At 63.9% G+C, this 22,144-nt stretch carries 17 protein-coding genes and 3 pseudogenes; 10 read left to right on the top strand and 10 right to left on the bottom strand.

Features of this window, described 5'->3' with window-relative positions:
- Positions 1 to 68: 68 nt before the first annotated feature.
- The 3 genes and pseudogenes from ACTGJ9_RS02760 to ACTGJ9_RS02770 all read right to left on the bottom strand — a co-directional run bounded on the left by ACTGJ9_RS02760 (position 69) and on the right by ACTGJ9_RS02770 (position 5,367).
- The gene (locus ACTGJ9_RS02760) at positions 69 to 1,685 is read right to left on the bottom strand and encodes a phosphoenolpyruvate carboxykinase (RefSeq protein ID WP_456675823.1); all 1,617 of its coding nucleotides are present in this window, start codon (positions 1,683 to 1,685) and stop codon (positions 69 to 71) included.
- Positions 1,686 to 1,965: 280 nt separating this feature from the next.
- A pseudogene (locus tag ACTGJ9_RS02765) lies at positions 1,966 to 4,559 on the bottom strand (CHAT domain-containing tetratricopeptide repeat protein).
- A 73-nt stretch (positions 4,560 to 4,632) separates the two neighbouring features.
- Entirely contained in the window at positions 4,633 to 5,367 is a 735-nt protein-coding gene (locus ACTGJ9_RS02770) for a HugZ family pyridoxamine 5'-phosphate oxidase (protein ID WP_456675824.1), read from the bottom strand.
- A gap of 240 nt (positions 5,368 to 5,607) precedes the next feature.
- On the opposite strand from ACTGJ9_RS02770, the gene ACTGJ9_RS02775 reads away from it, so the two are divergent.
- From ACTGJ9_RS02775 to ACTGJ9_RS02795, 5 genes and pseudogenes are all read left to right on the top strand, one after another.
- Positions 5,608 to 6,309, top strand: coding sequence for a response regulator transcription factor (locus tag ACTGJ9_RS02775; protein WP_456675825.1), 702 nt, complete (start codon positions 5,608 to 5,610; stop codon positions 6,307 to 6,309).
- Between the two features lie 200 nt (positions 6,310 to 6,509).
- On the top strand, positions 6,510 to 8,300 hold the full coding sequence (locus ACTGJ9_RS02780; RefSeq protein WP_456675826.1) for a stimulus-sensing domain-containing protein: 1,791 nt from the start codon (positions 6,510 to 6,512) through the stop codon (positions 8,298 to 8,300).
- Positions 8,297 to 8,763, top strand: a pseudogene (locus ACTGJ9_RS02785) (HPr kinase/phosphorylase). The gene ACTGJ9_RS02780 and the pseudogene ACTGJ9_RS02785 overlap by 4 nt, the downstream one beginning before the upstream one ends.
- A 190-nt stretch (positions 8,764 to 8,953) precedes the next feature.
- Positions 8,954 to 9,355 carry a PTS sugar transporter subunit IIA gene (locus ACTGJ9_RS02790; protein ID WP_007597752.1) on the top strand — a complete coding sequence of 134 codons (402 nt, stop codon included), beginning with the start codon at positions 8,954 to 8,956 and terminating at the stop codon, positions 9,353 to 9,355.
- Positions 9,352 to 9,669, top strand: a complete 318-nt coding sequence (locus ACTGJ9_RS02795) for an HPr family phosphocarrier protein (protein WP_456675827.1) — start codon at positions 9,352 to 9,354, stop codon at positions 9,667 to 9,669. Before ACTGJ9_RS02790 ends, ACTGJ9_RS02795 begins: the two co-directional genes overlap by 4 nt.
- A 3-nt stretch (positions 9,670 to 9,672) precedes the next feature.
- Here the strand turns inward: ACTGJ9_RS02795 and ACTGJ9_RS02800 are convergent, their stop codons facing one another.
- Positions 9,673 to 11,298: a glycosyltransferase family 39 protein gene (locus ACTGJ9_RS02800; RefSeq protein WP_456675828.1), complete on the bottom strand. Its 1,626-nt coding sequence runs from the start codon at positions 11,296 to 11,298 to the stop codon at positions 9,673 to 9,675.
- A 113-nt stretch (positions 11,299 to 11,411) separates the two neighbouring features.
- Here ACTGJ9_RS02800 and lepA point away from each other — a divergent pair, with 113 nt between their 5' ends.
- Together lepA and ACTGJ9_RS02810 are read left to right on the top strand one after the other, a co-directional pair.
- On the top strand, positions 11,412 to 13,223 hold the full coding sequence (gene lepA / locus ACTGJ9_RS02805; RefSeq protein ID WP_456675829.1) for a translation elongation factor 4: 1,812 nt from the start codon (positions 11,412 to 11,414) through the stop codon (positions 13,221 to 13,223).
- Positions 13,224 to 13,379: 156 nt separating this feature from the next.
- Complete coding sequence (locus ACTGJ9_RS02810) at positions 13,380 to 13,700, top strand: hypothetical protein (RefSeq protein WP_456675830.1); 321 nt, start codon at positions 13,380 to 13,382, stop codon at positions 13,698 to 13,700.
- 126 nt (positions 13,701 to 13,826) lie between these two features.
- Here ACTGJ9_RS02810 and ACTGJ9_RS02815 read toward each other — a convergent pair whose 3' ends face one another.
- From ACTGJ9_RS02815 to ACTGJ9_RS02825, 3 genes and pseudogenes are all read right to left on the bottom strand, one after another.
- A complete protein-coding gene (locus ACTGJ9_RS02815) occupies positions 13,827 to 14,216 on the bottom strand; it encodes a hypothetical protein (protein ID WP_456675831.1) in 390 nt (129 codons plus the stop codon).
- A 418-nt stretch (positions 14,217 to 14,634) separates the two neighbouring features.
- Positions 14,635 to 14,799 (bottom strand): hypothetical protein, encoded by a 165-nt coding sequence (locus ACTGJ9_RS02820; RefSeq protein ID WP_354036328.1) that lies wholly within the window; start codon positions 14,797 to 14,799, stop codon positions 14,635 to 14,637.
- Positions 14,800 to 14,964: 165 nt separating this feature from the next.
- Positions 14,965 to 15,653 (bottom strand): annotated as a pseudogene (locus ACTGJ9_RS02825) (aspartate/glutamate racemase family protein).
- Positions 15,654 to 16,012: 359 nt separating this feature from the next.
- On the opposite strand from ACTGJ9_RS02825, the gene ACTGJ9_RS02830 reads away from it, so the two are divergent.
- The gene (locus tag ACTGJ9_RS02830) at positions 16,013 to 16,222 is read left to right on the top strand and encodes a hypothetical protein (protein WP_456675832.1); all 210 of its coding nucleotides are present in this window, start codon (positions 16,013 to 16,015) and stop codon (positions 16,220 to 16,222) included.
- A 703-nt stretch (positions 16,223 to 16,925) separates the two neighbouring features.
- Here ACTGJ9_RS02830 and ACTGJ9_RS02835 read toward each other — a convergent pair.
- Entirely contained in the window at positions 16,926 to 17,336 is a 411-nt protein-coding gene (locus ACTGJ9_RS02835) for an SRPBCC family protein (RefSeq protein WP_456675833.1), read from the bottom strand.
- 332 nt (positions 17,337 to 17,668) lie between these two features.
- On the opposite strand from ACTGJ9_RS02835, the gene plsY reads away from it, so the two are divergent.
- The gene (gene plsY / locus ACTGJ9_RS02840; RefSeq protein ID WP_456675834.1) at positions 17,669 to 18,355 is read left to right on the top strand and encodes a glycerol-3-phosphate 1-O-acyltransferase PlsY; all 687 of its coding nucleotides are present in this window, start codon (positions 17,669 to 17,671) and stop codon (positions 18,353 to 18,355) included.
- A 424-nt stretch (positions 18,356 to 18,779) separates the two neighbouring features.
- On the opposite strand, the gene ACTGJ9_RS02845 is transcribed toward plsY, so the two are convergent.
- Both ACTGJ9_RS02845 and ACTGJ9_RS02850 read right to left on the bottom strand, forming a co-directional pair.
- Positions 18,780 to 19,109 carry a hypothetical protein gene (locus ACTGJ9_RS02845; protein WP_456675835.1) on the bottom strand — a complete coding sequence of 110 codons (330 nt, stop codon included), beginning with the start codon at positions 19,107 to 19,109 and terminating at the stop codon, positions 18,780 to 18,782.
- A gap of 31 nt (positions 19,110 to 19,140) precedes the next feature.
- Positions 19,141 to 20,769: an amidase family protein gene (locus ACTGJ9_RS02850; RefSeq protein ID WP_456675836.1), complete on the bottom strand. Its 1,629-nt coding sequence runs from the start codon at positions 20,767 to 20,769 to the stop codon at positions 19,141 to 19,143.
- A gap of 179 nt (positions 20,770 to 20,948) precedes the next feature.
- On the opposite strand from ACTGJ9_RS02850, the gene ACTGJ9_RS02855 reads away from it, so the two are divergent.
- Entirely contained in the window at positions 20,949 to 22,106 is a 1,158-nt protein-coding gene (locus ACTGJ9_RS02855; protein ID WP_456675837.1) for an acyl-CoA dehydrogenase family protein, read from the top strand.
- The last annotated feature ends 38 nt before the right edge of the window (positions 22,107 to 22,144 follow it).

The following is a 22,144-nucleotide window of genomic DNA, read 5'->3' on the forward strand; positions in this document are numbered from 1 at the left end:
GAGATCCTGCCACAAAATCAAAAGGGCGGCCTTTCGGCCGCCCTTTTACATTCAAGCAGAAGCGGAAATTACTCGGCCGCGAGCTTCACATCGGGCGCGGCCGCGCGCACTTCGGCGTCGACCTGGGCTTCGAACTTGGCAAAGTTCTTCTGGAACATGCCGACCAGCGCGCGCGCAGTCTTGTCGAACTCGTCCTTGTCCTTCCAGGTGTTGACCGGGTTGAGGATCTCGCTCGGCACGCCCGGCAGCGCGGTCGGGACCGCGAAGCCGAAATATTTGTCGGTGCGGAATTCGACATTGCGAAGCGAGCCGTCGAGCGCGGCAGTGAGCAGCGCGCGCGTCACCTTGATCGGCATGCGCGAGCCCGTGCCGTACTTGCCGCCGGTCCAGCCGGTGTTGACCAGCCAGCAGTCGACATTGTGCCGGGCAATGAGGTCACGCAGCATGTTGCCATAGACGCTGGGGTCGAGCGGCAGGAACGGCGATCCGAAGCAGGTCGAAAATTCCGGCTGCGGCTCGTTGCCGAGACCGCGCTCGGTGCCGGCGACCTTGGCGGTGTAGCCGGAGAGGAAGTGGTACATCGCCTGCGCCGGCGACAGCTTGGCGATCGGCGGCAGCACGCCGAAGGCGTCTGCCGCGAGCATCACCACGTTCTTCGGCTGCGGCGCACGACCGGTGCGCGAGGCGTTCGGGATGAAGTCGAGCGGATAGGCCGAGCGCGTGTTCTCGGTCTTGGAGCCGTTGTCGAAATCGACCACGCGGGTGTCCTCGTCGAGCACGCAGTTCTCGAGCACTGCACCGAAGCGGGTCGACGCCGCGTAGATCTCGGGCTCGGCTTCCTGCGAGAGCTTGATGCACTTGGCGTAGCAGCCGCCCTCGAAATTGAAGACGCCGTTCGGCCCCCAGCCGTGCTCATCGTCGCCGATCAGCGTGCGGTTCGGATCGGCCGACAGCGTGGTCTTGCCGGTGCCGGACAGGCCGAAGAAGATCGCGGTGTCGCCCTTGGCGCCGACATTGGCCGAACAATGCATCGGCATCACGCCGCGCTCGGGCAGATAATAGTTGAGCGTGGTAAAGACCGACTTCTTCATCTCGCCGGCATAGTAGGAGCCGCCGATCAGCACGATCTTGCGGGCGAAGTCGATGGCGACGACATTCTCCGACCTGCAGCCATGGCGCTTCGGATCGGCGCGGAAGCTCGGCATGTCGATGATGGTGAGCTCGGGCGTGAAGCTCGACAGCTCGACGGCCTCGGGGCGGATCAGGAGCGTGCGGATGAACAGCGAGTGCCAGGCGAGCTCGGTGAAGACGCGGGTCTTGATCCGGTAGGCCGGATCGGCACCACCGTAGAGGTCCTGCGCAAACAGGCTCTTGCCTTCGGCGTGCTTGAGGAAGTCCTGATAGAGCGTCTCGAACTGCTCGGCGGTGATCGACTGGTTGCCGGCCCACCACATCTTCTTGTCGGTGGTGGCGTCACGGACCGTGAACTTGTCCTTCGGGCTGCGGCCCGTGAACTCGCCGGTGTCGGCGCAGAGCGAACCGTCGGCGGAGAGCACCGCCTCGCCCGCGGAGAGCGAGTATTGATACAGTTGCGGCGCACCCAGATTCCAGTGAACCTGCTTGAGATTCCTTAAACCGAATTTGTCGGCGCCGAAGGCACCGTTGCGCACGCCCGTCTCTTGCACGAAAAATCCTCCTAGAACCCGCGGCACTCAGCGCGACCAAGTTTCTGCACCATCGCGGTCACCGTGATTAACAGGCCATCCGGCCTCGGCTGGACGACCTAATACTGATGAACGCTGGCGTTGCCAAGCTGATCCCGCAGGATTTGGTTTATTCAAGGACCGCGCCAAACATCGCGCATGTCAGTCCTGATCAGCCCATGCGAGAATAGCGAATGATCGCGCAACCAAACGCCTGTTTCAGCGTTATCAGATGTTTTGCGGCGCACAATGCCGCGCCGCTCTATCGTGCGGCACCTTCGCCAATGAGCGCGAAGGGCCCCCACATCGCAGGGTAGGCATTGCGGGGCGACGAGGTGTCATCAACATACGTTAACATCGCGCGCCGCAGAGCTTCGGCTCTGCCGATATTTGGTTCGTTTTTGAGCAGATCGAACGTCGAGGTGGTCAGGCGGGTAGCAGCCTCGAATCCACGGCCCAATGCGAAACCAATAGCGCACGCGCGCCAGCATAGAAGAAGGCGCGCGCCAGCCCCGACAGGGCCTCGGCGCCCGGCTTGTCGCCGGCGATCGTATTGCAGGCCGAGAGCACCACCCAATCTGCGTTGAGCTTGAGCTGGGCAACTTCGCTCGCCGTGAGCAGACCATCGTCGAGCTCCGAGGGCTGGTCAGGAATCGAGAGCGCAAGCGATGGCTCGCCCACACCCTTGATGTCGCCGGCGACGAGACCGTGGGTCGCAAAGTAGATGATGCCGTATTGAGCAAGCGGTGCGCGCTTGAGCGTCGTTTCGCTGGCATCGCGGCCGAGATGGATGTCGGCATCAGCCGCACCGACATCTTTCGCCACCGCACTGAGCTCATCCGCCGTATCAGGGAGTTGCGGCAACGCTTGCGCAAGCCGCGCGCGATCGACGCCGGCGCCGCGCCAGAAATCGGTATAGGCTGATGTCACGATGCTGCGCGCGGCAACCTTACTGCTTGCAGCGCGACGATCGGCGGGCCCGCCCTCGGCGGGATTGAACACCGGATCGCCAAAGCCGGTCATCGGCTTGACGGCCTGATCCCCACGCGCAAAACCGCGCAGCGATTTCAGGCTGACCACCGATGGCAGCACCGCAACGGCTTGACGCCGCAGCAGCCAGGCGGCGCGGCGATAGCCTACGAGCGTCTCCGGGATCGCAGCTTGCGGTCTCTCCGTAACGAGCAGATGAAACGGCAGCGCAGTGAGCGCGCCCGATGGCACCATGAGCAGGCTGCGCTTGTCCCTGGTCAGCGCCTCGACCGGGCCGAGCAGCGTGACATAGAGTTCGTTCGCGAGCGCGAGGTCGAACAAGCCTGATTTGCCGGAGCTATCGCGCGCCTTGCCGACATCGAGACCTCGGCGGAAAGACGAGACCTTCTGCGCCAGCGCGGCTGCGCCAAGCGGAATTTCCTTCCAGGCGGCGCCCTCGCGCGTGATGGCAATCACGTAGCTGCGGTTGTCGACGATGGAATAGAGCACCATCGCCTCATCGGCCGACAACAGCCGCTGCACGTCCATGACCGTCAAGGGCAGCGGGTTGGAGAGCGAGGCGTAGTCGGGAAACTCGACGGCAAGCGCCTTCTGTAAGCCGGCGCGTTCGCTTGCGATGGCCGCAATCCTGGCGCGGCTACGTTGCTCGGAGGCGACGTCGCGCTGCGCCGACGGCTTCGACACGGCCGTGATGATCGCTTTGTCGAGCGTTTCAGATTCGCCCGCGAGATCCTGGTCCTTGCGCACCAGTTCGACGAGACGGCCGCTGCCGGCCGCAAGCCGCACCGCGAGCTTGTTCACGGCCGATGCGGCGGAGGATTGCGTGCCGCGCTGGATCGCGGCGAACGCCTCGTCCAGCGCCTTGTCTTGCGGCAGCAGCGATTGCTGCCGCGCCGAAAACAGGATCGGGAGCACCACGCGCAGCTGCGCGCGATCGTTCGCACGCGTTTTTTTCGCGAGCGGCAGCGCGTCCGCAGCCCGCCCCGACACAAAGAGGAAATAAGCGAGGTTGCTGGTGGATGTCGCGACCTCAGGATGATCCGGCCCAAGCGCACGCTCGCGGATGGCGAGTGCGCGGCGATACAGCGGTTCGGCATCGGCATAGCGCTGCTCGTGGTCGTAGAGGCCAGCGAGATTGTTGAGCGAGCGCGCGACGTCGGGATGATCCGGTCCCAGCGCTTTTTCGCGGATCGCGAGCGAACGCTTGATCGGCGCCTCGGCATCGGCGTCACGGTCGAGGTCGCGGTCAAGCTGGCCGAGATTGTTCAAGAGCGTTGCGACCGCGGGATGCTCGGGGCCGCCGACCTTCTGGTAGATCGCAAGCGCGCGCCGGAACAGCGGTTCTGCGTCGGCAAAATGCTCCTGCTTCACATAGAGTGTGGCGAGATTGTTGAGGGACTGGCCGACATCGGGATGATCGCGCGGCAGCGCCTTTTCGCGGATCGCAAGCGCGCGCTTGAACAACGGCTCGGCCTCGGCAAAGCGGCCTTGCCGCTGAGCGAGCGCGGCGAGATTGTTCAGCACCGGGGCGATGTCGACGCCATCGAGACCGGCCCCTTTCTCCATCAGCGCAATGGCGCGCTTGTAGATCGGCTCGGCCTGATCATCGCGACCCTGGCCGGCATAGATCTGCGCGAGGTTGTTGAGCGCGGCGGCAAGATCGCGATTGTTGCTGGTCTTCTCCAGGCCTGCCACCATGGCCTGCGCCAGCGGCAACGCCTCCGAATATTTGCCGGCGCTTCTCAGCGCATTGATCCATGCACTCTGCGCGGAGAGATCGGCCTTCTGGGCAAGGCCGGGCGTGACAAGCGATGCGGTGATCGCGAGCGCCAAACCGGCGACCCATGCCAAACGACAACACGTCATGAACCCTCTCGCCGCTACCTCAGGCCATTACGGTCTTGGGTCGCGCCGATGGGCAGCGGCGTTCAATTTGTGGCTACTCCGCCTTTGCCCGCGCTTCGCCGGCCAATCGGACCAGCATCTTACGCAGAGCCGAGCCGCTCATTACCCGCTCCGGAAAATCCAGCCGCAGCACGGTCTGGCCGTTCTGCAAGTCGAGGCCCTCAGGGTCGCAACCGGTGCAGCGCCAGTCGCCATCGGCCGCACCGAGGAGTTTTGTGGCGTAGAGGGCTATGGCGTCGCGATGGTCGGCATTCATGTGCTCGACGGCGCCTTCCTCCGCCGCCAGCAGGTCCTCGGCACCGCCAAGGTCCGTGAGGAACTGTTCCGGCTTGAGATCGACGATTCGGCCGAAACCTGCGACCAGATGGGTTCCTGTGGGCCGGATCCGGAAGAACGAAAAATCCTTAAATAAGACAAAGGCTGCCGCCGACGGATGGGCATTGAGATACCGCCGCTGGAGCAGATCCCTCTCGTCCTCGGCCTGTTCCGCCCGGCCTGACAGCATAATACGGGCCCCCTCGAGCGGATCACCCGTCGCGCGCTCGTCCAGCATCAGGGAGACCCGACTGTCCGCGAGGATGTTCTTGGTATGAACCGCCAATCGGGAAATCAGCAGGATCGGCGAGCCGTCGGGGTAGCTGGCCAGATTGACCAGGGAACAATAGGGATCGCCGCAATCCGGCATGAGCGTCGCGAGCGCCCCCTGCCGCGACCGTCTGAGCAGCGATTTGGCGAGCTTTCCTGGGTCGAAATCGGGGATTGGCTGCATTGGCTTTCTCGGCTCAGGTGGTTGCAAGGAGGACCTTTTTTCGGGTAAACGAGAGCCAGGTCATGGGTCGACATGCGGCGAATCTGCCGTGTTTCGCGGAACTTGGTCACACTTCAGCCCAGCTTGCATTGCTCGGTGACAAAGTTCGAATTCCAAGTTCGGGACCCATGTATGCGGCGCATCACTGGATTGCTCGCCGTTTAAGCCAAGACCCAAACGGAAAGCAGAAAGCAGAGGCTCATGCCCACAATCGCTTTGGTCGACGACGACCGCAACATTCTCACATCCGTCTCGATCGCGCTGGAAGCCGAAGGCTACCGCATCATGACCTACACCGACGGCGCGTCCGCGCTGGACGGCTTCCGCACCACCCAGCCCGATCTTGCCATCCTCGACATCAAGATGCCGCGCATGGACGGCATGGAAACACTGCGCCGTCTCAGGCAGAAGTCCGACCTGCCGGTGATCTTCCTGACCTCCAAGGACGAGGAGATCGACGAGCTGTTCGGCCTCAAGATGGGCGCGGACGATTTCATCCGCAAACCCTTCTCGCAGCGCCTGTTGGTCGAACGCGTCAAGGCGGTGTTGCGCCGCTCGGCGCCGAAGGATCCGACCGTCGCGCCGAAGGAGAACGACGCCAAGGCGCTCGACCGCGGTCTGCTGCGTATGGATCCGGAACGGCATACCTGCACCTGGAAGAACGAGGCGGTGACCCTGACGGTCACCGAATTCCTGATCCTCCAGGCGCTGGCGACACGGCCCGGCGTGGTCAAGAGCCGCAACGCGCTGATGGACGCCGCCTATGACGACCAGGTCTATGTCGACGACCGCACCATCGACAGCCACATCAAGCGGCTGCGCAAGAAGTTCAAGGTGGTCGATAACGATTTCGAGATGATCGAAACGCTCTACGGCGTCGGCTACCGCTTCAAGGAAGCCTGACGCGAACGCGCCTTCACAGAGAGCAGAGCTCAAGCCCGGTTCTGATTTGATCGGGACCGGGATAGCTCTAAGGCGCGATGTCATCGCGCTTCAGGTTATCGTTTGAGCATGATCTTTTCGGAAAACGCTGCACATTTTTCCGGATCTTGCTCTAGGATGCGAGGACCGCCGCACGAGCTGTCCTAACGCGGGCGTAAGCATTGCTTGACCGAACGCAACCTGATCCGAGTTCGAACGCCGGGGACATTACGGTCCACGGCGCGTCGGAGTATGAGGACAAGCCAATCACGCGAGGCTGGGGGCCGCTGAACTGGCTCAAGCGCGCCGGCCAGTTCTTCTTCGCGCTGTCCTTCTCGAGCCTCACCCGCCGCATCGTCTCGCTCAACCTCGCGGGCCTCGTCGCCCTAGTCGCGAGCATCCTCTATCTGTCGCAGTTCCGCGCCGGCCTGATCGACGCGCGCGCGCAGAGCCTGCTGGTGCAGGCCGAAATCATCGCCGGCGCCATCGGCGCCTCGGCGACGGTGCAGACCAATGCGATCACCGTCGATCCCGAGCGGCTGCTCGACCTGAAACTGGGTGAGAGCTACGGCGGAGTGGACGATTCGCTGGATTTTCCGATTAATCCCGAGCGCGTCGCGCCGGTGTTGAGCACGCTGATCTCGCCGACCAAGACCCGCGCGCGGATTTTCGATCCCAACGGGTCCGTGCTGCTCGACAGTCGCGATCTCGATAGCGTGCGGGGCATTCCGCTGCCGCCGCTGTCGGAAAAGCCGGGCCTGGTCGAGCGTGGCATGGTCGCGGTGCGCACCTGGCTGAATCGCGGCGACCTCCCGCTTTATCGCGAACTCGGGCGCGAAAACGGCAAGGGTTATGTGGAGGTGGCCGATGCGCTGCAGGGGCAGAAGCGCTCGATGGTGCGGGTCAATTCGCGCGGCGAGGTGATCGTCTCGGTTGCGGTCCCCGTGCAGCGCTCGCGCGCCATCCGTGGCGCGCTGATGCTGTCGACCCAGGGCGACGAAATCGATCAGATGGTCACGGCCGAGCGCCTCGCGATCCTGAAAGTCGGCGGCGTGGCCGCCGCGGTTATGATCATGCTGTCGCTGCTGCTCGCGAGCACGATCGCAGGTCCCGTGCGCCGGCTCGCCGACAGTGCCGAGCGGGTCCGCCGCCGCATCAAGACCCGCGTCGAGATTCCCGACTTCACCCGTCGCCGCGACGAGATCGGCCATCTCTCCGGCGCGCTGCGCGACATGACCAACGCACTCTACAAGCGGATCGAGGCGATCGAGATGTTCGCCGCCGACGTCGCTCACGAGCTGAAGAATCCGCTGACCTCGCTGCGCTCCGCGGTCGAGACGATGCCGCTGGCGCGCAACGAGAACAGCCGCGCGCGCCTGCTCGAGGTGATCGAGCACGACGTCAAGCGGCTCGACCGCCTGATCTCGGACATCTCCGATGCGAGCCGGCTCGATGCCGAATTGCAGCGGCAGGATGCGATCCCGGTCGATCTCAGGCGGCTCCTGGGTACGCTGGTTGCGGTCGCCAATGAAACCAAGCTCGGCCACGACGTCGCGGTCGAGGCACGCTTCGAGGGCCGCAGCCCGACCGATATTTTCGCGGTCACGGGCCATGACTCGCGGCTTGGGCAGGTGGTTTCCAACCTGCTCTCCAACGCGCAGTCCTTCTCGGAAGCCGGCAGCAAAGTGCGCCTGACCTGCCGCCGTGTCCGCGGCGAGATCGAGATCGTGGTCGACGATGATGGCCCCGGCATCCGCGACGACGCGCTCGAGCGGATCTTCGAACGCTTCTACACCGACCGGCCGCACCAGGGTTTTGGCCAGAATTCCGGCCTCGGCCTGTCGATCTCGAAGCAGATCGTCGACGCCCATGGCGGGCGCATCTGGGCGGAGAATCGCGCCGGCCCCGCTGATGAAGACGGGGCGCCGACAGTTGCCGGCGCGCGCTTCGTGGTGAGGCTGCCGGCGCTATGAGCGACGGCGGGCCGAGCGTTCACGCCTCCGCGGTCAAGGTCGGCCCCCTGGCGGTACTGATCCGCGGGCCCTCCGGCGCCGGCAAATCCCGCCTTGCCTTCGATCTGATCATGGCGGGGCGCTCGGGCATGGTCGAAAGCGCCGTCCTGGTCGGCGACGACCGTGTCCATCTGGCGACAGTCGGCCATGAAATTGCAGTCCGCCCCGCCCCCTCCTGGCCGGGCTGATCGAAATCCGGGGACTGGGAATCCGTGGCTGCGACTTTGTGGAGCATGCGACGGTCGGCCTCGTGGTCGATCTGGATGCCGACGACGCCGAACGGTTGCCACCTCCAGAATCGCTGAAAACCACCATTTTTGGTGTCGAAGTACCGCGAATCCCCGTCGGGCGCGGCCATTCGCCCCTCCCCTTGGTTGTTGCGGCCTTGACCACTACCAAGAGTTAACGTGCGGCCAACCCTTGAGGCGATTGTTTGAAGGGAAATGGTAACCATATGAACCCCACACTCGCGACCGAGTAGACCGGCGCAGCTCCCCTCATCCATCCGTCTAGATTCAGGGAGATACGCAACATCCCCTCTTGCGCGGGGGCTCTGGATGGTCAAAGTGGCGCGTTCGTGCGGTGCACCAAAAGCGCCCGCGAGGAGTTTTCCGATGATTGGTCTAGTACTTGTGACCCACGGGCGCCTTGCCGACGAATTCAAGGCAGCGCTTGAACATGTCATGGGCCCACAAAAGCAAATCGAAGCGATCACGATCGGTGCCGAAGATGATTCCGATCTCTGCCGAAGCGACATCATCGAAGCGGTTAACCGCGTCGATTCCGGCGACGGCGTTGCGATCCTCACCGACATGTTCGGCGGCACCCCGTCGAACCTTGCGATTTCCTGCATGAGCCGGCCGAAGGTCGAGGTGCTCGCGGGGATCAACCTGCCGATGCTGGTGAAGCTCGCCAAGGTGCGCGAGGAGCGTCCGCTACCCGACGCGATTGCGATGGCCCAGGAAGCCGGCCGCAAATACGTCACCATCGCCAGCCGAGTGCTCGCCGGCAAATGAGCGGTGACGCGCCACAAGCCGGGACGGGCGTGCCCGCGGGCGCAATCTCCAAAGAGCTCCTGATCATCAACAAGCGCGGCCTGCATGCGCGCGCCTCGGCGAAATTCGTCCAGGCGGCCGAGCGCTTCGACGCGCAGGTATGGGTCACGCGCGGCGGCGAGACCGTCGGCGGCACCTCGATCATGGGCCTGATGATGCTCGCGGCAGGACCGGGCACGACGATCACGGTCGCCGCCGCCGGCGCCGATGCGGAAGCTGCGCTTGCGGCGATCACGGAACTCGTCGAGAGCAAGTTCAACGAAGAGGGGACCTGAAGGTCACTTCTCCGGCGGGGCGATGTAGACGTTCCACGTCATCGACGGGCCGGCCTTGCCGCGGGTGAAGCGGCGCGTCGTCATCACGATGCGCTCGGCATCCGGCGCGATCTCGGACACCCATTTTTCGAATGCGGGCAGGCGGCCGTCGGTCGGGTCGAACACGCCGATGAAGCCGTATTTCTTGACATCGTCGAGTGTCGTCAGCCCGGACCCCCACGCCTCGTTCGGCGTGAACGCAGCCGGATGATCGGGGCTGTAGAACACCATCGGCTGGATCGACTCCATCGTGCCGGCGACGATCGCCCAGCGCGAGGCGAAGCGCGAATGCCAGGCTTGCGTCAGCTCGCGCGCGAGCTCCGAGCGGGCACCATAGGTCGCCGTGTTGTCCGAATTCATCGCCATCTCGCGTGCGGCGATCCAGGGTGAAGCGACGAGCGTCGCGACGCCGAGCACGAGCCAGATCGCTACAATGTTGAACAGCACTGCGCTCTGCACCCGCAGCGCGGGAATCGCGACCAGCGCGAGCGGCACCAGGAAGAACAGCGAGATGCCCCAATCGGTCTTCATGTAGATGGAGAACGCGAGCGCGCCGAGCGGCGGCCCCGCCGCCACGATGATCTGGATGATCCAGATGTTCAGCGCCTGGGACACATTGACGCCCGCATTGGCGCCGCGCGCCCAGGCCCGCGTGACGATGCGCAACGGTGCGCGCACGAGCAGCGGGAGCCACGGCGGCACCAGCGCCATCGCGAGTGCGGCGAGCGCGACGGGAACAGCCAGCAGCGCGGCATTGTGCAGGACATAGCCGAACACCAGCTGCCGCACCTGGCCGGCATCGTCGATGCTGTAGGTGTCGCCGGCATAGGTCAGCGGCACGAAATGGGCATCCGCAAGCCAGACGATGTGCGGGACCATCGCCACGAGCATCGTCGCGATCGCAACCCAGGGCGCTGGCGACAGCAGGAATTTCATGCGCTCCGGATGAATCAGCGCGGCAAGGCCGATGGCGCCGATCATGGTCAGCACCCAGTATTTGGTCATCAGTGCCAGCGCGCCGGCAAGCCCGAGCCAGATTCCGGACTGCCAGCTCCGCTTCTCGAACGCGTTGAGATAAGCGAGCACGACGAGCGGCAAGGTGACGAGCTGAAGCAGATCGGGGTTGTACTTGAAACCCTTGAAATTGAAGATCGGATAGAGCGCGACCATCACCACGACCAGGAACGCGCGGCGCGGATCGACCACACGCAGCGCCACCAGCCAGCAGATCACCATGCCGACGCTGACGGTCGTCATCGCCAGCGCATAGGTGGCCCAGTCCGTTGCCGGGAACGCCCTGAACCAGAGCCCGGCGACCCAGCCCGACAACGGCGGATGCTTGCCGTAGCCCCACAGGAATTTCTGGCCCCAGCCCCAGGCTTCTGCGACGTCCATGTGAACGTCCTGCGCCGCCTTGAGATTGATCAGGATGAAGGTCCAGATCACGGCATGCAGGATGGCGAACTGGATCACCAGCCAAAGCCGGGCTGAGGGGTGGGTCGCGTAGGCAACCAGCCAGGCCCGGAAACGGTCAAAGCTGAGGCGGGTCTTCGCGCGCGCCCGGGCGGAGGAGATCGAGGTCGTTGACATCGCCGTTGCGTAGCGCGTTTTGGCTCCGCATGGAATCAGCTTGGCGTGAAGAAAGGCCCTGAAAATACAGCAATATGGTTGCCGCACGGGGATGTGAGTGGTATCCCGCGCCCATGACGACCGTCCCCATCTCCAACATCCGCAATTTCTCCATCGTCGCCCATATCGACCATGGCAAATCGACGCTGGCCGACCGCCTGATCCAGATGACCGGAGGCCTGACCGACCGCGAAATGGCCGGCAAGGAGCAGGTGCTCGATTCCATGGACATCGAGCGCGAGCGCGGCATCACCATCAAGGCGCAGACGGTCCGCCTCGCCTACCGCGCCAAGGACGGCAAGGATTACATCTTCAACTTGATGGACACGCCCGGCCATGTCGACTTCGCCTACGAGGTCTCGCGGTCGCTGGCGGCGTGCGAGGGTTCCCTGCTGGTGGTCGACGCCAGCCAGGGCGTCGAAGCGCAGACGCTCGCCAATGTCTATCAGGCGCTCGACAACAATCACGAGATCGTCCCGGTCCTGAACAAGGTCGACCTTCCGGCCGCAGAGCCCGACAAGGTCAAGCAGCAGATCGAGGACGTCATCGGCATCGACGCCTCCGACGCGGTGATGATCTCGGCCAAGACCGGGCTCGGCGTTCCCGACGTGCTGGAAGCCATCGTCACCCGCCTGCCGCCGCCGAAGGGCGATCGCGACGCGACCCTGAAAGCGCTACTGGTCGACAGCTGGTACGACGTCTATCTCGGCGTCGTCGTTCTGATCCGCGTCGTCGACGGCGTCATGAAGAAGGGCAGCCGCGTGCGCATGATGGGCACGGGAGCAGCCTACGACATCGAGCGCGTCGGCTTCTTCACGCCGAAGATGACGCAGGTCGACGAGCTCGGCCCCGGCGAGATCGGCTTCATCACCGCTGCGATCAAGGAAGTCGCCGACACCCGCGTCGGCGATACCATCACCGACGACCGGAAACCGGTGACCGAAATGCTGCCGGGCTTCAAGCCGGCGATCCCCGTGGTGTTCTGCGGCCTGTTCCCGGTCGACGCCGACGACTTCGAGACGTTGCGCGCCGCGATGGGCAAGCTGCGGCTGAACGACGCCAGCTTCTCCTTCGAGATGGAAACCTCGGCCGCACTCGGCTTCGGCTTCCGCTGCGGCTTCCTTGGGCTCTTGCACCTCGAGATCATCCAGGAGCGGCTGTCGCGCGAGTTCGACCTCAACCTGATCGCGACCGCGCCGAGCGTCATCTACAAGATGAAGCTCAACGACGGCTCCGAGATCGAGATCCACAATCCGATCGACATGCCCGACGTGGTCAAGATCGCGGAGATCCAGGAGCCCTGGATCGAGGCGACCATCCTCACGCCCGACGACTATCTCGGCAGCGTGCTGAAGCTGTGCCAGGACCGCCGTGGCGCGCAGAAGGAGCTCACTTACGTCGGCTCCCGCGCGATGGTGAAATACGATCTGCCGCTCAACGAAGTGGTGTTCGATTTCTACGACCGGCTGAAATCGGTCTCCAAGGGCTACGCCTCGTTCGACTATCATCTCACCGACTACAAGCCGGCCGACCTCGTCAAGATGCAGATCCTCGTCAACAACGAACCGGTCGATGCCCTCTCGATGCTGGTGCATCGCACCCGCGCCGAGGGCCGCGGCCGCGCCATGGTCGAGAAGATGAAGGACCTGATCCCGCCGCACATGTTCCAGATCCCGATCCAGGCGGCGATCGGCGGCAAGGTGATTGCGCGCGAGACGGTGCGGGCGCTGCGCAAGGACGTCACCGCCAAGTGCTACGGCGGCGACATCACGCGCAAACGAAAACTTCTGGAGAAGCAGAAGGAAGGCAAGAAGAAGATGCGGCAGTTCGGCAAGGTCGACATCCCGCAGGAAGCCTTCATTGCCGCGCTGAAGGTGGATAGCTGAGGCTGTTCAGGGGCCGGTCCGGGATGCCTGGGACCGGACACTACAAATCTCGAAACAACCTCATGCACAGTAGCCGACGCCTTGTCGGCATTATATTTTTTCGATTTTTAAGAAATCGTCTTGCTCCGTCGGGCAAAACACCGGCATGATGGCATCATGGCAGTGGTGCAGCCGGCAGGCGACGATGTCCGATCAACCCATCCCGTCACGTTTGTGCTCATCGCCCGAATCCCCGTAGAGGGCGTCGCGAACTTCAGGGCCTACGAGGATGCGGTGCTGCCGCTCTTGCCGGAGTTCAACGGACGTCTGGAGCGGCGGCTTCGAAATACCGACGGCACGATAGAAACGCACGTCGTCAGCTTCGCATCGGAAGCGGACTTCCTGAATTATCGGAATGACCCACGGCGAACAGCGCAAGCCTCGCTGCTGGAACAATCATCCGCCACGCTGGAATTGCTTCCGATGGCGAACGTCTGACGGCTCGATGATCGCTTCATGATCTGATGAAGGCAGCGAATGCACGCCGCGCCATTGCATTGGTTCTGGAGGATCGTCGCCATCATGGCTTGAACGCCCATGAACCCTCGTCCGAAAATCTGATCGTCATAAAAACAATCCGAAGGAGATGCCAAGGACGATGGATGCGCAACGCCCGTAGATGTACGGGGAAGCGCGCCGGGCGGCAGCCTCGCTGATTGCGCCAGTTGTGCTCGAAACGCGATTTGAAGGTGCAACGAAATCGAATCGCTCTTCAAGGATGAAAATTAGTTCAGCCTCATAATCGTAATGACTCCGACGCAAAAAAAGAAAATAGGCTGCAACCAACAAGAATAAAGGGAGGAGTACATGGATACTGCGGGTCGCCTGCGCGCGATGGCAGTGTTGTGCCGTCAGACAGCCGCGCGTCATCCTGATCGAAGTTGGAAATTGCTCGCCGAAGCCGAGTATTGGGAACATTTGGCCAATGATGCAGCGCTCGATCATTTCGACCATTGCTCGGTTTGCCCACCGCTTCACGGAGGGCGCAGTATTACACAGCCGGCCGCGGCACCCGCGGAGTGACTGCGAAACAAAATAGTTTGTTAGCTTCTGTGTGCCTAACTTGATGAGTGCCGCCCACCGCCGATTGCGGCACATTGGAATGGGAATGCCGGCCCCGGCTGTTACCCCATCCTGCGGCTGGGGCCGTTTTGAACTTTCACAGCATCGTTCAACCCGGTCCACAACCATGATTAGAGGCTTCGCCATAGCGCTATTCGGAATGGGGTTCCTTTCCCAGCTTGATCGCGCGCTCTTCTACGGTCGCAATACTGAGGCCGCGCTCCGGCTCATGCGGGACATCAGCAGAGGCTTCGGACTGTAGGACACCGTCCGTGCGCCTCGTTGAGCAGGCAGCGCCCCGACACGGCCGCTACTTCTTCAACAATATTCCTTTCGCTCGCGCCATTCGCCTGATCGATCCGGCATGGCGGCCCAATTCGGCGGCGATCTTCAATGCTCCAACGCCCCGCCGGGCCAGCGCGCCCAACCGACGAATCTCCTGCTCGGTCCATTGCTTTGGCTTCGGTGTCTTCATGGTGCGGCCCCGCGACCTGCACCACTTAACGACTGCGGCTAGGGGCCAGCACTTGGGAAATTTACGGGTGGCGCACCCGGGTCGATAACCGCTTCTGGCACGGAAGCAGAGATGGCCGAACTCTAGGTTTCAGAAGCGCGCGCTTAACCTCCGCCAAGATTGCCCTCACCCGATCGCGAAATCCGCCGCTGTCTCCGCGTGAATGGCCGTGGTGTCAAACGTCTCGACCGATGTGTCGGCAGCGCCGACCAGCATCGTGATCTCGGTGCAGCCGAGAATGATGCACTCCGCTCCGCGCTTGACGAGCGCGGCCATCGCGTCCTGATAGCGGCGCCGCGAGACATCGGCGACGGTCCCGAGACACAACTCATCGTAGATGATGCGGTTCACGTCAGCCCGCTCGTCGGCTGAGGGAATCAGGACATCAAGATCATGCGCCCGCAGTCGGTCGATGTAAAAGTCCTCCTCCATCGTGAACTTCGTGCCGAGCAGCCCGACCCGCCGATATCTCTTGGCCCGGATGCGGTGCGCCGTTGCGTCGCCGATGTGAATGAAAGGAATGGTGAGCTTCGGGACGATATCGGGCGCAAGCTTGTGCATCGTGTTCGTGCACAGCACGATCGCACCGGCGCCCGCGCTTTCGAGCCGCACGGCCACGTCCGCAAGGCTCGCCGCTGCCTCGGCCCAGCGGCCGGAATATTGCATCTCCTTGATCTCCTGGAAGTCGTAGGAGTACAGCAACAGCGGCGCCGAATGCAGCTTGCCGAGCCGATCGCGGACACGCTCGTTGATGAGCTTGTAATAGAGCGCAGTGCTCTCCCAGCTCATGCCCCGATCAGGCCAATGGTTTGCATCTTGGCGTCTCCGAACAGTGATTCAACCGCATCGTAAACGAGAACGTCGAAGCTCGTCATCACGTCATCCTGAGGTGCGATGCGCATGCATCGAGGGTCGAGCCTCGAAGGATGCGCGGCCGAGATGCAGCCGGGCCGTCGCCCTTCGAGGGCCGCTGAAGAAGCGGCCATCTCAAGCGACAACGGCTTCGCCGTTGCGCGGGGATGACGGCGATGGATTTCGCTTATCGGAACCACGAACAACGCCGAGCTCGATCTCGACCTGCCGCTCTCATCGAACCCGATCCGGCCTCGACGACACTATCTCCTGCAGAGAAAACGGCCTCGTCCATCCAAGAGCGATACGGGGAGCATCTCGCATGCGGAAGCGAAACTGGCGATTGATCGCCGTGGGTACGGTGCTGCTGGTGCTGGCCGTGCTGTTCTTCCTGTCGATGCGCGACATGACGCTGTGGTCCAACGATCCTGTCGCCTTGATGCGCACCGTCGGAGCGGTCTCCGGTGAGGTCGGCGGCCTCAGCCTTGCCATGATCGTATTCGGCCTGATCGGCCGGAAAGCACCGGTCTGATACACCTCACTTCCGAACGCTTCGCGGCATCCGATATGTTTGGGGCGATCTAGCCACCCTGTCTCACACTATCGAGAAACTCCTCCTTTTCGCCAGGGGCGTAACCCTGCGAAGCACCGTAATACGGTTCATTGTAGCCATGGCCGGGTGCGGGCCGGTATTGGATCGGCGGCCCGGATGGTGCGTAGGCAAAACCCGAAGCGGGGTCTGAGGCCACCATCCCCCGATCGGGACGAACGACAAAGTGCGGCCGGTGCGTGTGGTGCACCGTAGCCGCGTTCGCGGAGGCCGCCAGGGTGATCAAAAGGCTCAACGCCAAAATAGAACGCATTGCTTTTTCTCCAATCGAGAACCCCACCTTCTTAGCTAGGAATCGGGTCACGCCGTTCCAACGCGTGCGGCGTCACGATTGGTCAAATCGGTGGCATTGCGCGGACAGGCCTTCCACTTCATCCTGGCAGGGCAAATCCTATGACCGATCCGGCGCCCGCGAGAAGCGATTACCTCGAATGATTTGAGGAACGCCTGCGGCCAGCAGATTTCCGCAATGAGACGATCTGAGGTTGGACGGATTTCCGGTGTTGACCCCGATAGCGGACCAAGGCGCTGTCGCGCCTATTTTGATCCGAAGCCGACCCTTCCTGTTCAGCTTCCGTCGGGTGCTCCGCGGAGAGCCGACGCCGCCCGTCGGCCCCACACTCCCTCACGACCGCTTCGCCTCGACGTATCGTGCAAAGCTGTCGAGGATCGCCTGCCAGCCGCCTTGCTGCTGCTCGACCGAGTGCGTGTCTTCGCCATCGAAGGTGACGCGGACGACGATGCCCTTCGCCCCCGGTACGAACTCGACTTCGGCCTTGCGATCGCCGAACGCATATTCGATCCGCTTGTGCTCGATGATCTTGGTGTAGGTGCCGGCGAAGTCGAAGCCCATGCTGCCGTCCTTGGCCTCCATCCGGGAGGAGAACACGCCGCCTTCGCGCAGGTCGACGGTCGCTTTGGCCGTATGCCAATCGTCCGACGCGGCGTTCCACTTCACGATGTCGCCAGGCGTCGTATAGGCGCGCCAGACCTGATCGATGGGGGCGGCGACGCTGGTTTCGACGGTGATCCTCATGGGGCATTGCTCCAGTTCGATTTTGACGGCTCGAGGTGACGACATCACGGTGTGCAAGGTCCATGTCAAGCAAGCCGGGACGTGTCCACCCAAGGACGGTCGAGATCGGCTCATGCCGACATGGCCGGGAGGTCAAGACAAAAAAATGACGTTGGAGAGGACGCCTGATGCTCGTGTCATTCGGCGCGAAGGACGCGCACCCGAGCCCCGGGAGGCGCCTTCTACGACAACGGGAAGGTCGTTCCAAGCGACTGGACCATGGCGGTCACGCAAAGCCGGCGATAAAACAGCGCTTGCGAGACACTGGACACAAACCCGTTGGAAGCAAAACGATGGCTTTCTGGATTGCAGGCGCGGCTGGATTTGTGATCGCCTATCTGCTCGGCGCGATCCCTTCGGGGTATCTGGCGGGGAAGCTGCTTCGAGGCATCGACATTCGCGAGCACGGCTCCAGATCCACCGGCGCCACCAATGTGTTGCGGACTCTCGGCAAATGGCCTGCGCTGGTGGTGCTGATCGCCGACGTGCTGAAGGGCGTAGCGGCCATCTTCGTTGCGCGCTGGTTTTGTCCCTGGCTTTATGCCGAACTATCTCCGATGCCGCCAACGACGTCCGATCTGCAGGTCTGGGTGCCCTGGGCGGCGTGCCTCGCCGGAATTGGCGCGCTGCTGGGCCATGGCCGCTCGATCTGGCTGAACTTTTCGGGCGGCAAATCGGCTGCGACCGGGCTTGGCGTCCTGCTGGCGATGTCATGGCCGGTGGGACTGGGGGCGGCCGCAGTGTTTGGCATCGTGCTGGCGATCACCCGGATCGTTTCGCTGAGCTCGATGCTCGCGGCAGCAACGGCCATCATCCTCGTCTGCGGTTTCGAACACCCGCTGCCGTATCGGCTGCTGGTGATCGCAGGCGGCCTCTACGTGATCATCCGCCATCGCGCCAACATTCAACGGCTGCTCGCGGGGACGGAGCCGCGGCTGGGACAGAGCAGCGCGGAGGTGAAGGCGGACGCGCAGCTCTGATGCGAGATCAATTCACCGCCTGAAGCGCCGCCGTGAAGGTGGCGAGGTCGGCGCGCGCCATCTCGTCGGGCGCCCATTTCGGAAGGTCGGCGAGCTCCGCGATCACGCGGGCCCGATCCTGCGGCAGCAGAAAGCTCGCCCAGACCTCGCGCGTGTCGCGCAGCGCGGCTGCGACCAGGCGGGCGTTGGCGGGCTTGCTGGCGCCCTGGATCGCCGCGCAGACCGTGGACAGGATGTAGATGGCGCTGTTCCTGCGGAAGCCCGCAAATCCTCCTCGCGGATGCGGGTACGCTGCTCCGGCGGGAGCTCTTGCAAGAACATCGGCATCGCAACCGCCTCGCGCGCCATGCCGCGGATCATGAAGCTGATCGCCACCGCGTACTGATCGCCATACTCGGTCATATTGCGCCCAAGCGCAGCAAAATCAGGCTGCGGCCCCGGCTTTGCGCCGAACAAGATGAAGAGCTTGTGGCTCTGGTTGGCGGCGTCGGTCCAGTCCGGCAGCCAGTTCATGTCGCTCGCCTCCGGGGGGCGGCAGCGCCCCGAGCGCGTCGAGATCGTAGACGCGGCCGAGCAGGGCGGCGACGTCCGGCCGGGTCAGATCGGGCCGCCCACCCTTCTTCGCGACACCGTCGATGTAGACCTTGAAGGCCTTCGCGGCATCGCGCGCGGCCGCGAGCTCGTGGATGCCGTCCTGCGCGAGCGCCGGCCAGACAAATGCGAGAAGGATCAGGAGAATTCTGACAATTGGCATGTGCGTTGGTCGTGCGCCGCGCCGCCGAGGTTCAGAGCGCCGGCAGCCCGGGCGGCGGCTTGCGCATGTTCGAGGCCTGCTCATAGGCGTAGGCGAGGCGCAAAAGCTTGTGCTCGCTCCAGGCACGGCCCGCGAAGCTGATGCCGAGCGGATAGTCCGGCGTCTCCTTGTCGCCGGCGCCGGAGACGAAACCCGCGGGCACCATGACGCTGGGATAGCCTGCCTTGGCCGAGATCACGCAGCCGCTGCCGCCCGGAAACAGCACCGCGTCGAGCTTGTGCTGGTTCATGTAGGCATCCATGCCGCGCGTCCTGGCGGCGAGCAGGTCCATGGCGCGCGCGGATTTGTACTCGCGCTCGCTCAGATCGCCCTTGGTGAGATCGGCGGTGAGAAACAGGTCCTGGCCGAAGCGCAAGGCGGTCTGCGCGTGCGCCGCGTTGAAGGCGATGATGTCGGCCATGGTCTTGATGCCGGTATTGGTCGCCCAATCCCTGAGATAGAGATTGAGACCGTGCTTCAGCACATAGAGGAACACGATCGGCGAGCCCGTCGGATTGCCCTTGTTCTCGCTCAGCGGGTTGCGGTTGAGCACGGCCATGCCGGTGCCGGGCCCGCCGAGCCAGCCACGCGTCGGGATGTTGGCGCGCACGATGACGGCGCCGAGATCCTCGAGCAGCTTGATCGCGTCCATCATGACCTTGGCCCATGCGGGTTGCAGCTTGCCGTAATAGCGATCGTTGAGCGGATCGGAGGGGTCGCTCGGCACGCCGATGCGCGCGCCCTTCATCGCGTCGCGCGAGAGGCCCGCAGTGTAATCGACGGGCCGACGCTGCCACTCTGTCGCGGGATCGAGCGGATCCTGGGCGGCCAGCACATTCAGCAGCAATGCTGCGTCGCGCACCGAGCGCGTCATCGGCCCTGCGGTGTCCTGGCTGTGCGCGATCGGCACAATGCCGGCGCGGCTGATCAAGCCGACGGTCGGCTTCACCGTGACGAGCCCGTTCTGGCTGGCGGGATACAGCAGCGAGCCCGACGTCTCGGTGCCGATCGAGGCCGCGCACAGGCCGGCCGCTACGGCGACAGCCGATCCAGCGCTCGAGCCACCCGGAGACACCAGCGGGATGCCGTGATCGCCCATCAGCGCCGGCGCATAGGAGTTCTTCACCTGACCACCCAGCGAGGAATAGCCCGCGGGCATCTCGATCGCGAGGATGTTGGCGAACTCGGTCAAATTCGCCTTGCCCAAGATCACCGCGCCGGCCTTCCGCAGCAATTTGACGATCGTGGCGTCGCGCCTGGCGCGCGCGCCTTCCAGCGCCAGCGAGCCTGCCGTGGTCGGCTGCTTGTCGGAGGTTGCGATGTTGTCCTTCAGCAGGATCGGCACGCCGGCCAGCGGCCGCCTGGCCGACGGCCTGATGCCCTCGAGCTTGCCGGCGATCGTGAGCGCGTCCGGATTGAGCGCGCGGACCGCGTTCAGCGCCGGCCCGGCACGATCGTAGGCCGCGATCCGCGCGAGATAGGCCTTTGCCAGCGCGGTCGCGCTGACCTGCCCGCCGGCGAGGGCATCGATGATCTCGCTCATCGGCGCGTGTTCGAGCCTCAGCTCGGGCGGCGCCGTGCCGCGGAGTGCAGCCGCGACGCGACGGGCAGGCTTGTTCATGACGTGCCTCTTGGACCGATGTGCTACGAGATGTAGCATTTATCGCGATTGCGCAGCAAGGTGATCACCGACACGAGCGGAACAATGCGTCGCCGACTCCCTACCTTGATCGCTCCCAGCAAATAGACCACCATCGCGTTACTTACCGCTCACGACAGAATGGGCGAGGAAACGCTGACATGAATGCAACTCCGGGGTTTGGCCTGGTCGCGCGGGCGCGGGCCATCGTGCCGCTGATTGCCGAGGAGGCCGGCCAGATCGAGCGGACGCGGCGGCTGACGCCTGATGTCGTCAATGCGCTGATCGAAAACGGGCTCTATCGCGCGCTGCTGCCGCAGAGTCTCGGCGGATCGGAAGCGCCGCCCGACATCTTCATGCAGATGCTGGAAGAGATCGCGAAGGCCGATGCGTCCACCGCCTGGTGCCTCGGCCAATGCAGCGTCTGTGCCATGATCGCAGCCAGCCTCGACCACGACACCGCGCACGAGATCTTCAACACGGCGCCCGCCGGCATCCTCGCCTGGGGCGCGGTGGCGCATGAAGCACGCGCGGTCGAGGGCGGCTACCGCGTCACCGCGCGCTGGGATTTTGCCTCGGGTTCGCGGCAGGCGAGCTGGCTTGGCGCGCATGTCCGCATCGTCAATGCCGACGGCACGCCGCGCAAGAACGCCGACGGCTCGCCGGAGATGCGCACCATCCTGTTCCCGCTCGCAAGCGCCGTGATGCACGACGTCTGGCAGGCGATCGGGCTCGCCGGCACCGGCACCGATTCCTACGAGGTGCACGACCTCTTCATCCCCGATCGCTTTGCCGTGTTCCGCGACGTGCCCGAAGCCTTGCGCGAGCCGGGCCCGCTCTACCGGCTCCCGACCGGATCGACGTTCAGCCTCGGCTTCGCCGCGGTCTCGCTCGGCGTCGCGCGCGCAACGCTGGATGCGGCCATTGCGCTGGCGCGCGCCAAGCATCAGTCGCTCGCGGCAAGCGCCATGCGCGACAACCAGTCGGTCCAGGGCCTGATCGGCCGCACCGAGGCGGATTTGCGCGCTGCGCGCGCCTATCTCTATGCAACGGCGAATGCGATGTGGCGCGATCTCTCCGCGACCGGCACGTTCAGCCCGGCGCATCGCAGCGCCGTTCGCCTCGCCGCGACCTGGACCATCCAGCAATCAGCCAAGGTGGTCGACACCGCCTATCAGATGGCCGGCGCCACGGCCGTGTTCCGCAGCAATCCGTTCGAACGACGGTTTCGCGACATGCACGCGATCACCCAGCAGATCCAGGCCCGCGACACCCATTACGAGGACGTCGGCAAGATGATCCTTGCCGAAGTACGTTAGCCGCCGCCACGCGAAGCTGCGGCGCTTTGTCCCTGCTT

The sequence above is a fragment of the Bradyrhizobium sp. RDM12 genome, from assembly GCF_051917485.1.
GTDB lineage: Bacteria > Pseudomonadota > Alphaproteobacteria > Rhizobiales > Xanthobacteraceae > Bradyrhizobium.

What these genes read in the sequence shown, in the direction of transcription:
- ACTGJ9_RS02835 (WP_456675833.1), bottom strand. Translation starts at nt 17,336, where the DNA reads ATGAGGATCACCGTCGAAACCAGCGTCGCCGCCCCCATCGATCAGGTC.
- lepA (WP_456675829.1), top strand. Translation starts at nt 11,412, where the DNA reads ATGACGACCGTCCCCATCTCCAACATCCGCAATTTCTCCATCGTCGCC.
- ACTGJ9_RS02815 (WP_456675831.1), bottom strand. Translation starts at nt 14,216, where the DNA reads ATGGTCGAAATGATCGAGCGCTGCATCATTGGCCAAATGTTCCCAATA.
- ACTGJ9_RS02800 (WP_456675828.1), bottom strand. Translation starts at nt 11,298, where the DNA reads ATGTCAACGACCTCGATCTCCTCCGCCCGGGCGCGCGCGAAGACCCGC.
- ACTGJ9_RS02795 (WP_456675827.1), top strand. Translation starts at nt 9,352, where the DNA reads ATGAGCGGTGACGCGCCACAAGCCGGGACGGGCGTGCCCGCGGGCGCA.
- ACTGJ9_RS02790 (WP_007597752.1), top strand. Translation starts at nt 8,954, where the DNA reads ATGATTGGTCTAGTACTTGTGACCCACGGGCGCCTTGCCGACGAATTC.
- ACTGJ9_RS02845 (WP_456675835.1), bottom strand. Translation starts at nt 19,109, where the DNA reads ATGCCAATTGTCAGAATTCTCCTGATCCTTCTCGCATTTGTCTGGCCG.
- ACTGJ9_RS02830 (WP_456675832.1), top strand. Translation starts at nt 16,013, where the DNA reads ATGCGGAAGCGAAACTGGCGATTGATCGCCGTGGGTACGGTGCTGCTG.
- plsY (WP_456675834.1), top strand. Translation starts at nt 17,669, where the DNA reads ATGGCTTTCTGGATTGCAGGCGCGGCTGGATTTGTGATCGCCTATCTG.
- ACTGJ9_RS02810 (WP_456675830.1), top strand. Translation starts at nt 13,380, where the DNA reads ATGGCAGTGGTGCAGCCGGCAGGCGACGATGTCCGATCAACCCATCCC.
- ACTGJ9_RS02820 (WP_354036328.1), bottom strand. Translation starts at nt 14,799, where the DNA reads ATGAAGACACCGAAGCCAAAGCAATGGACCGAGCAGGAGATTCGTCGG.
- ACTGJ9_RS02855 (WP_456675837.1), top strand. Translation starts at nt 20,949, where the DNA reads ATGAATGCAACTCCGGGGTTTGGCCTGGTCGCGCGGGCGCGGGCCATC.
- ACTGJ9_RS02850 (WP_456675836.1), bottom strand. Translation starts at nt 20,769, where the DNA reads ATGAACAAGCCTGCCCGTCGCGTCGCGGCTGCACTCCGCGGCACGGCG.
- ACTGJ9_RS02770 (WP_456675824.1), bottom strand. Translation starts at nt 5,367, where the DNA reads ATGCAGCCAATCCCCGATTTCGACCCAGGAAAGCTCGCCAAATCGCTG.
- ACTGJ9_RS02775 (WP_456675825.1), top strand. Translation starts at nt 5,608, where the DNA reads ATGCCCACAATCGCTTTGGTCGACGACGACCGCAACATTCTCACATCC.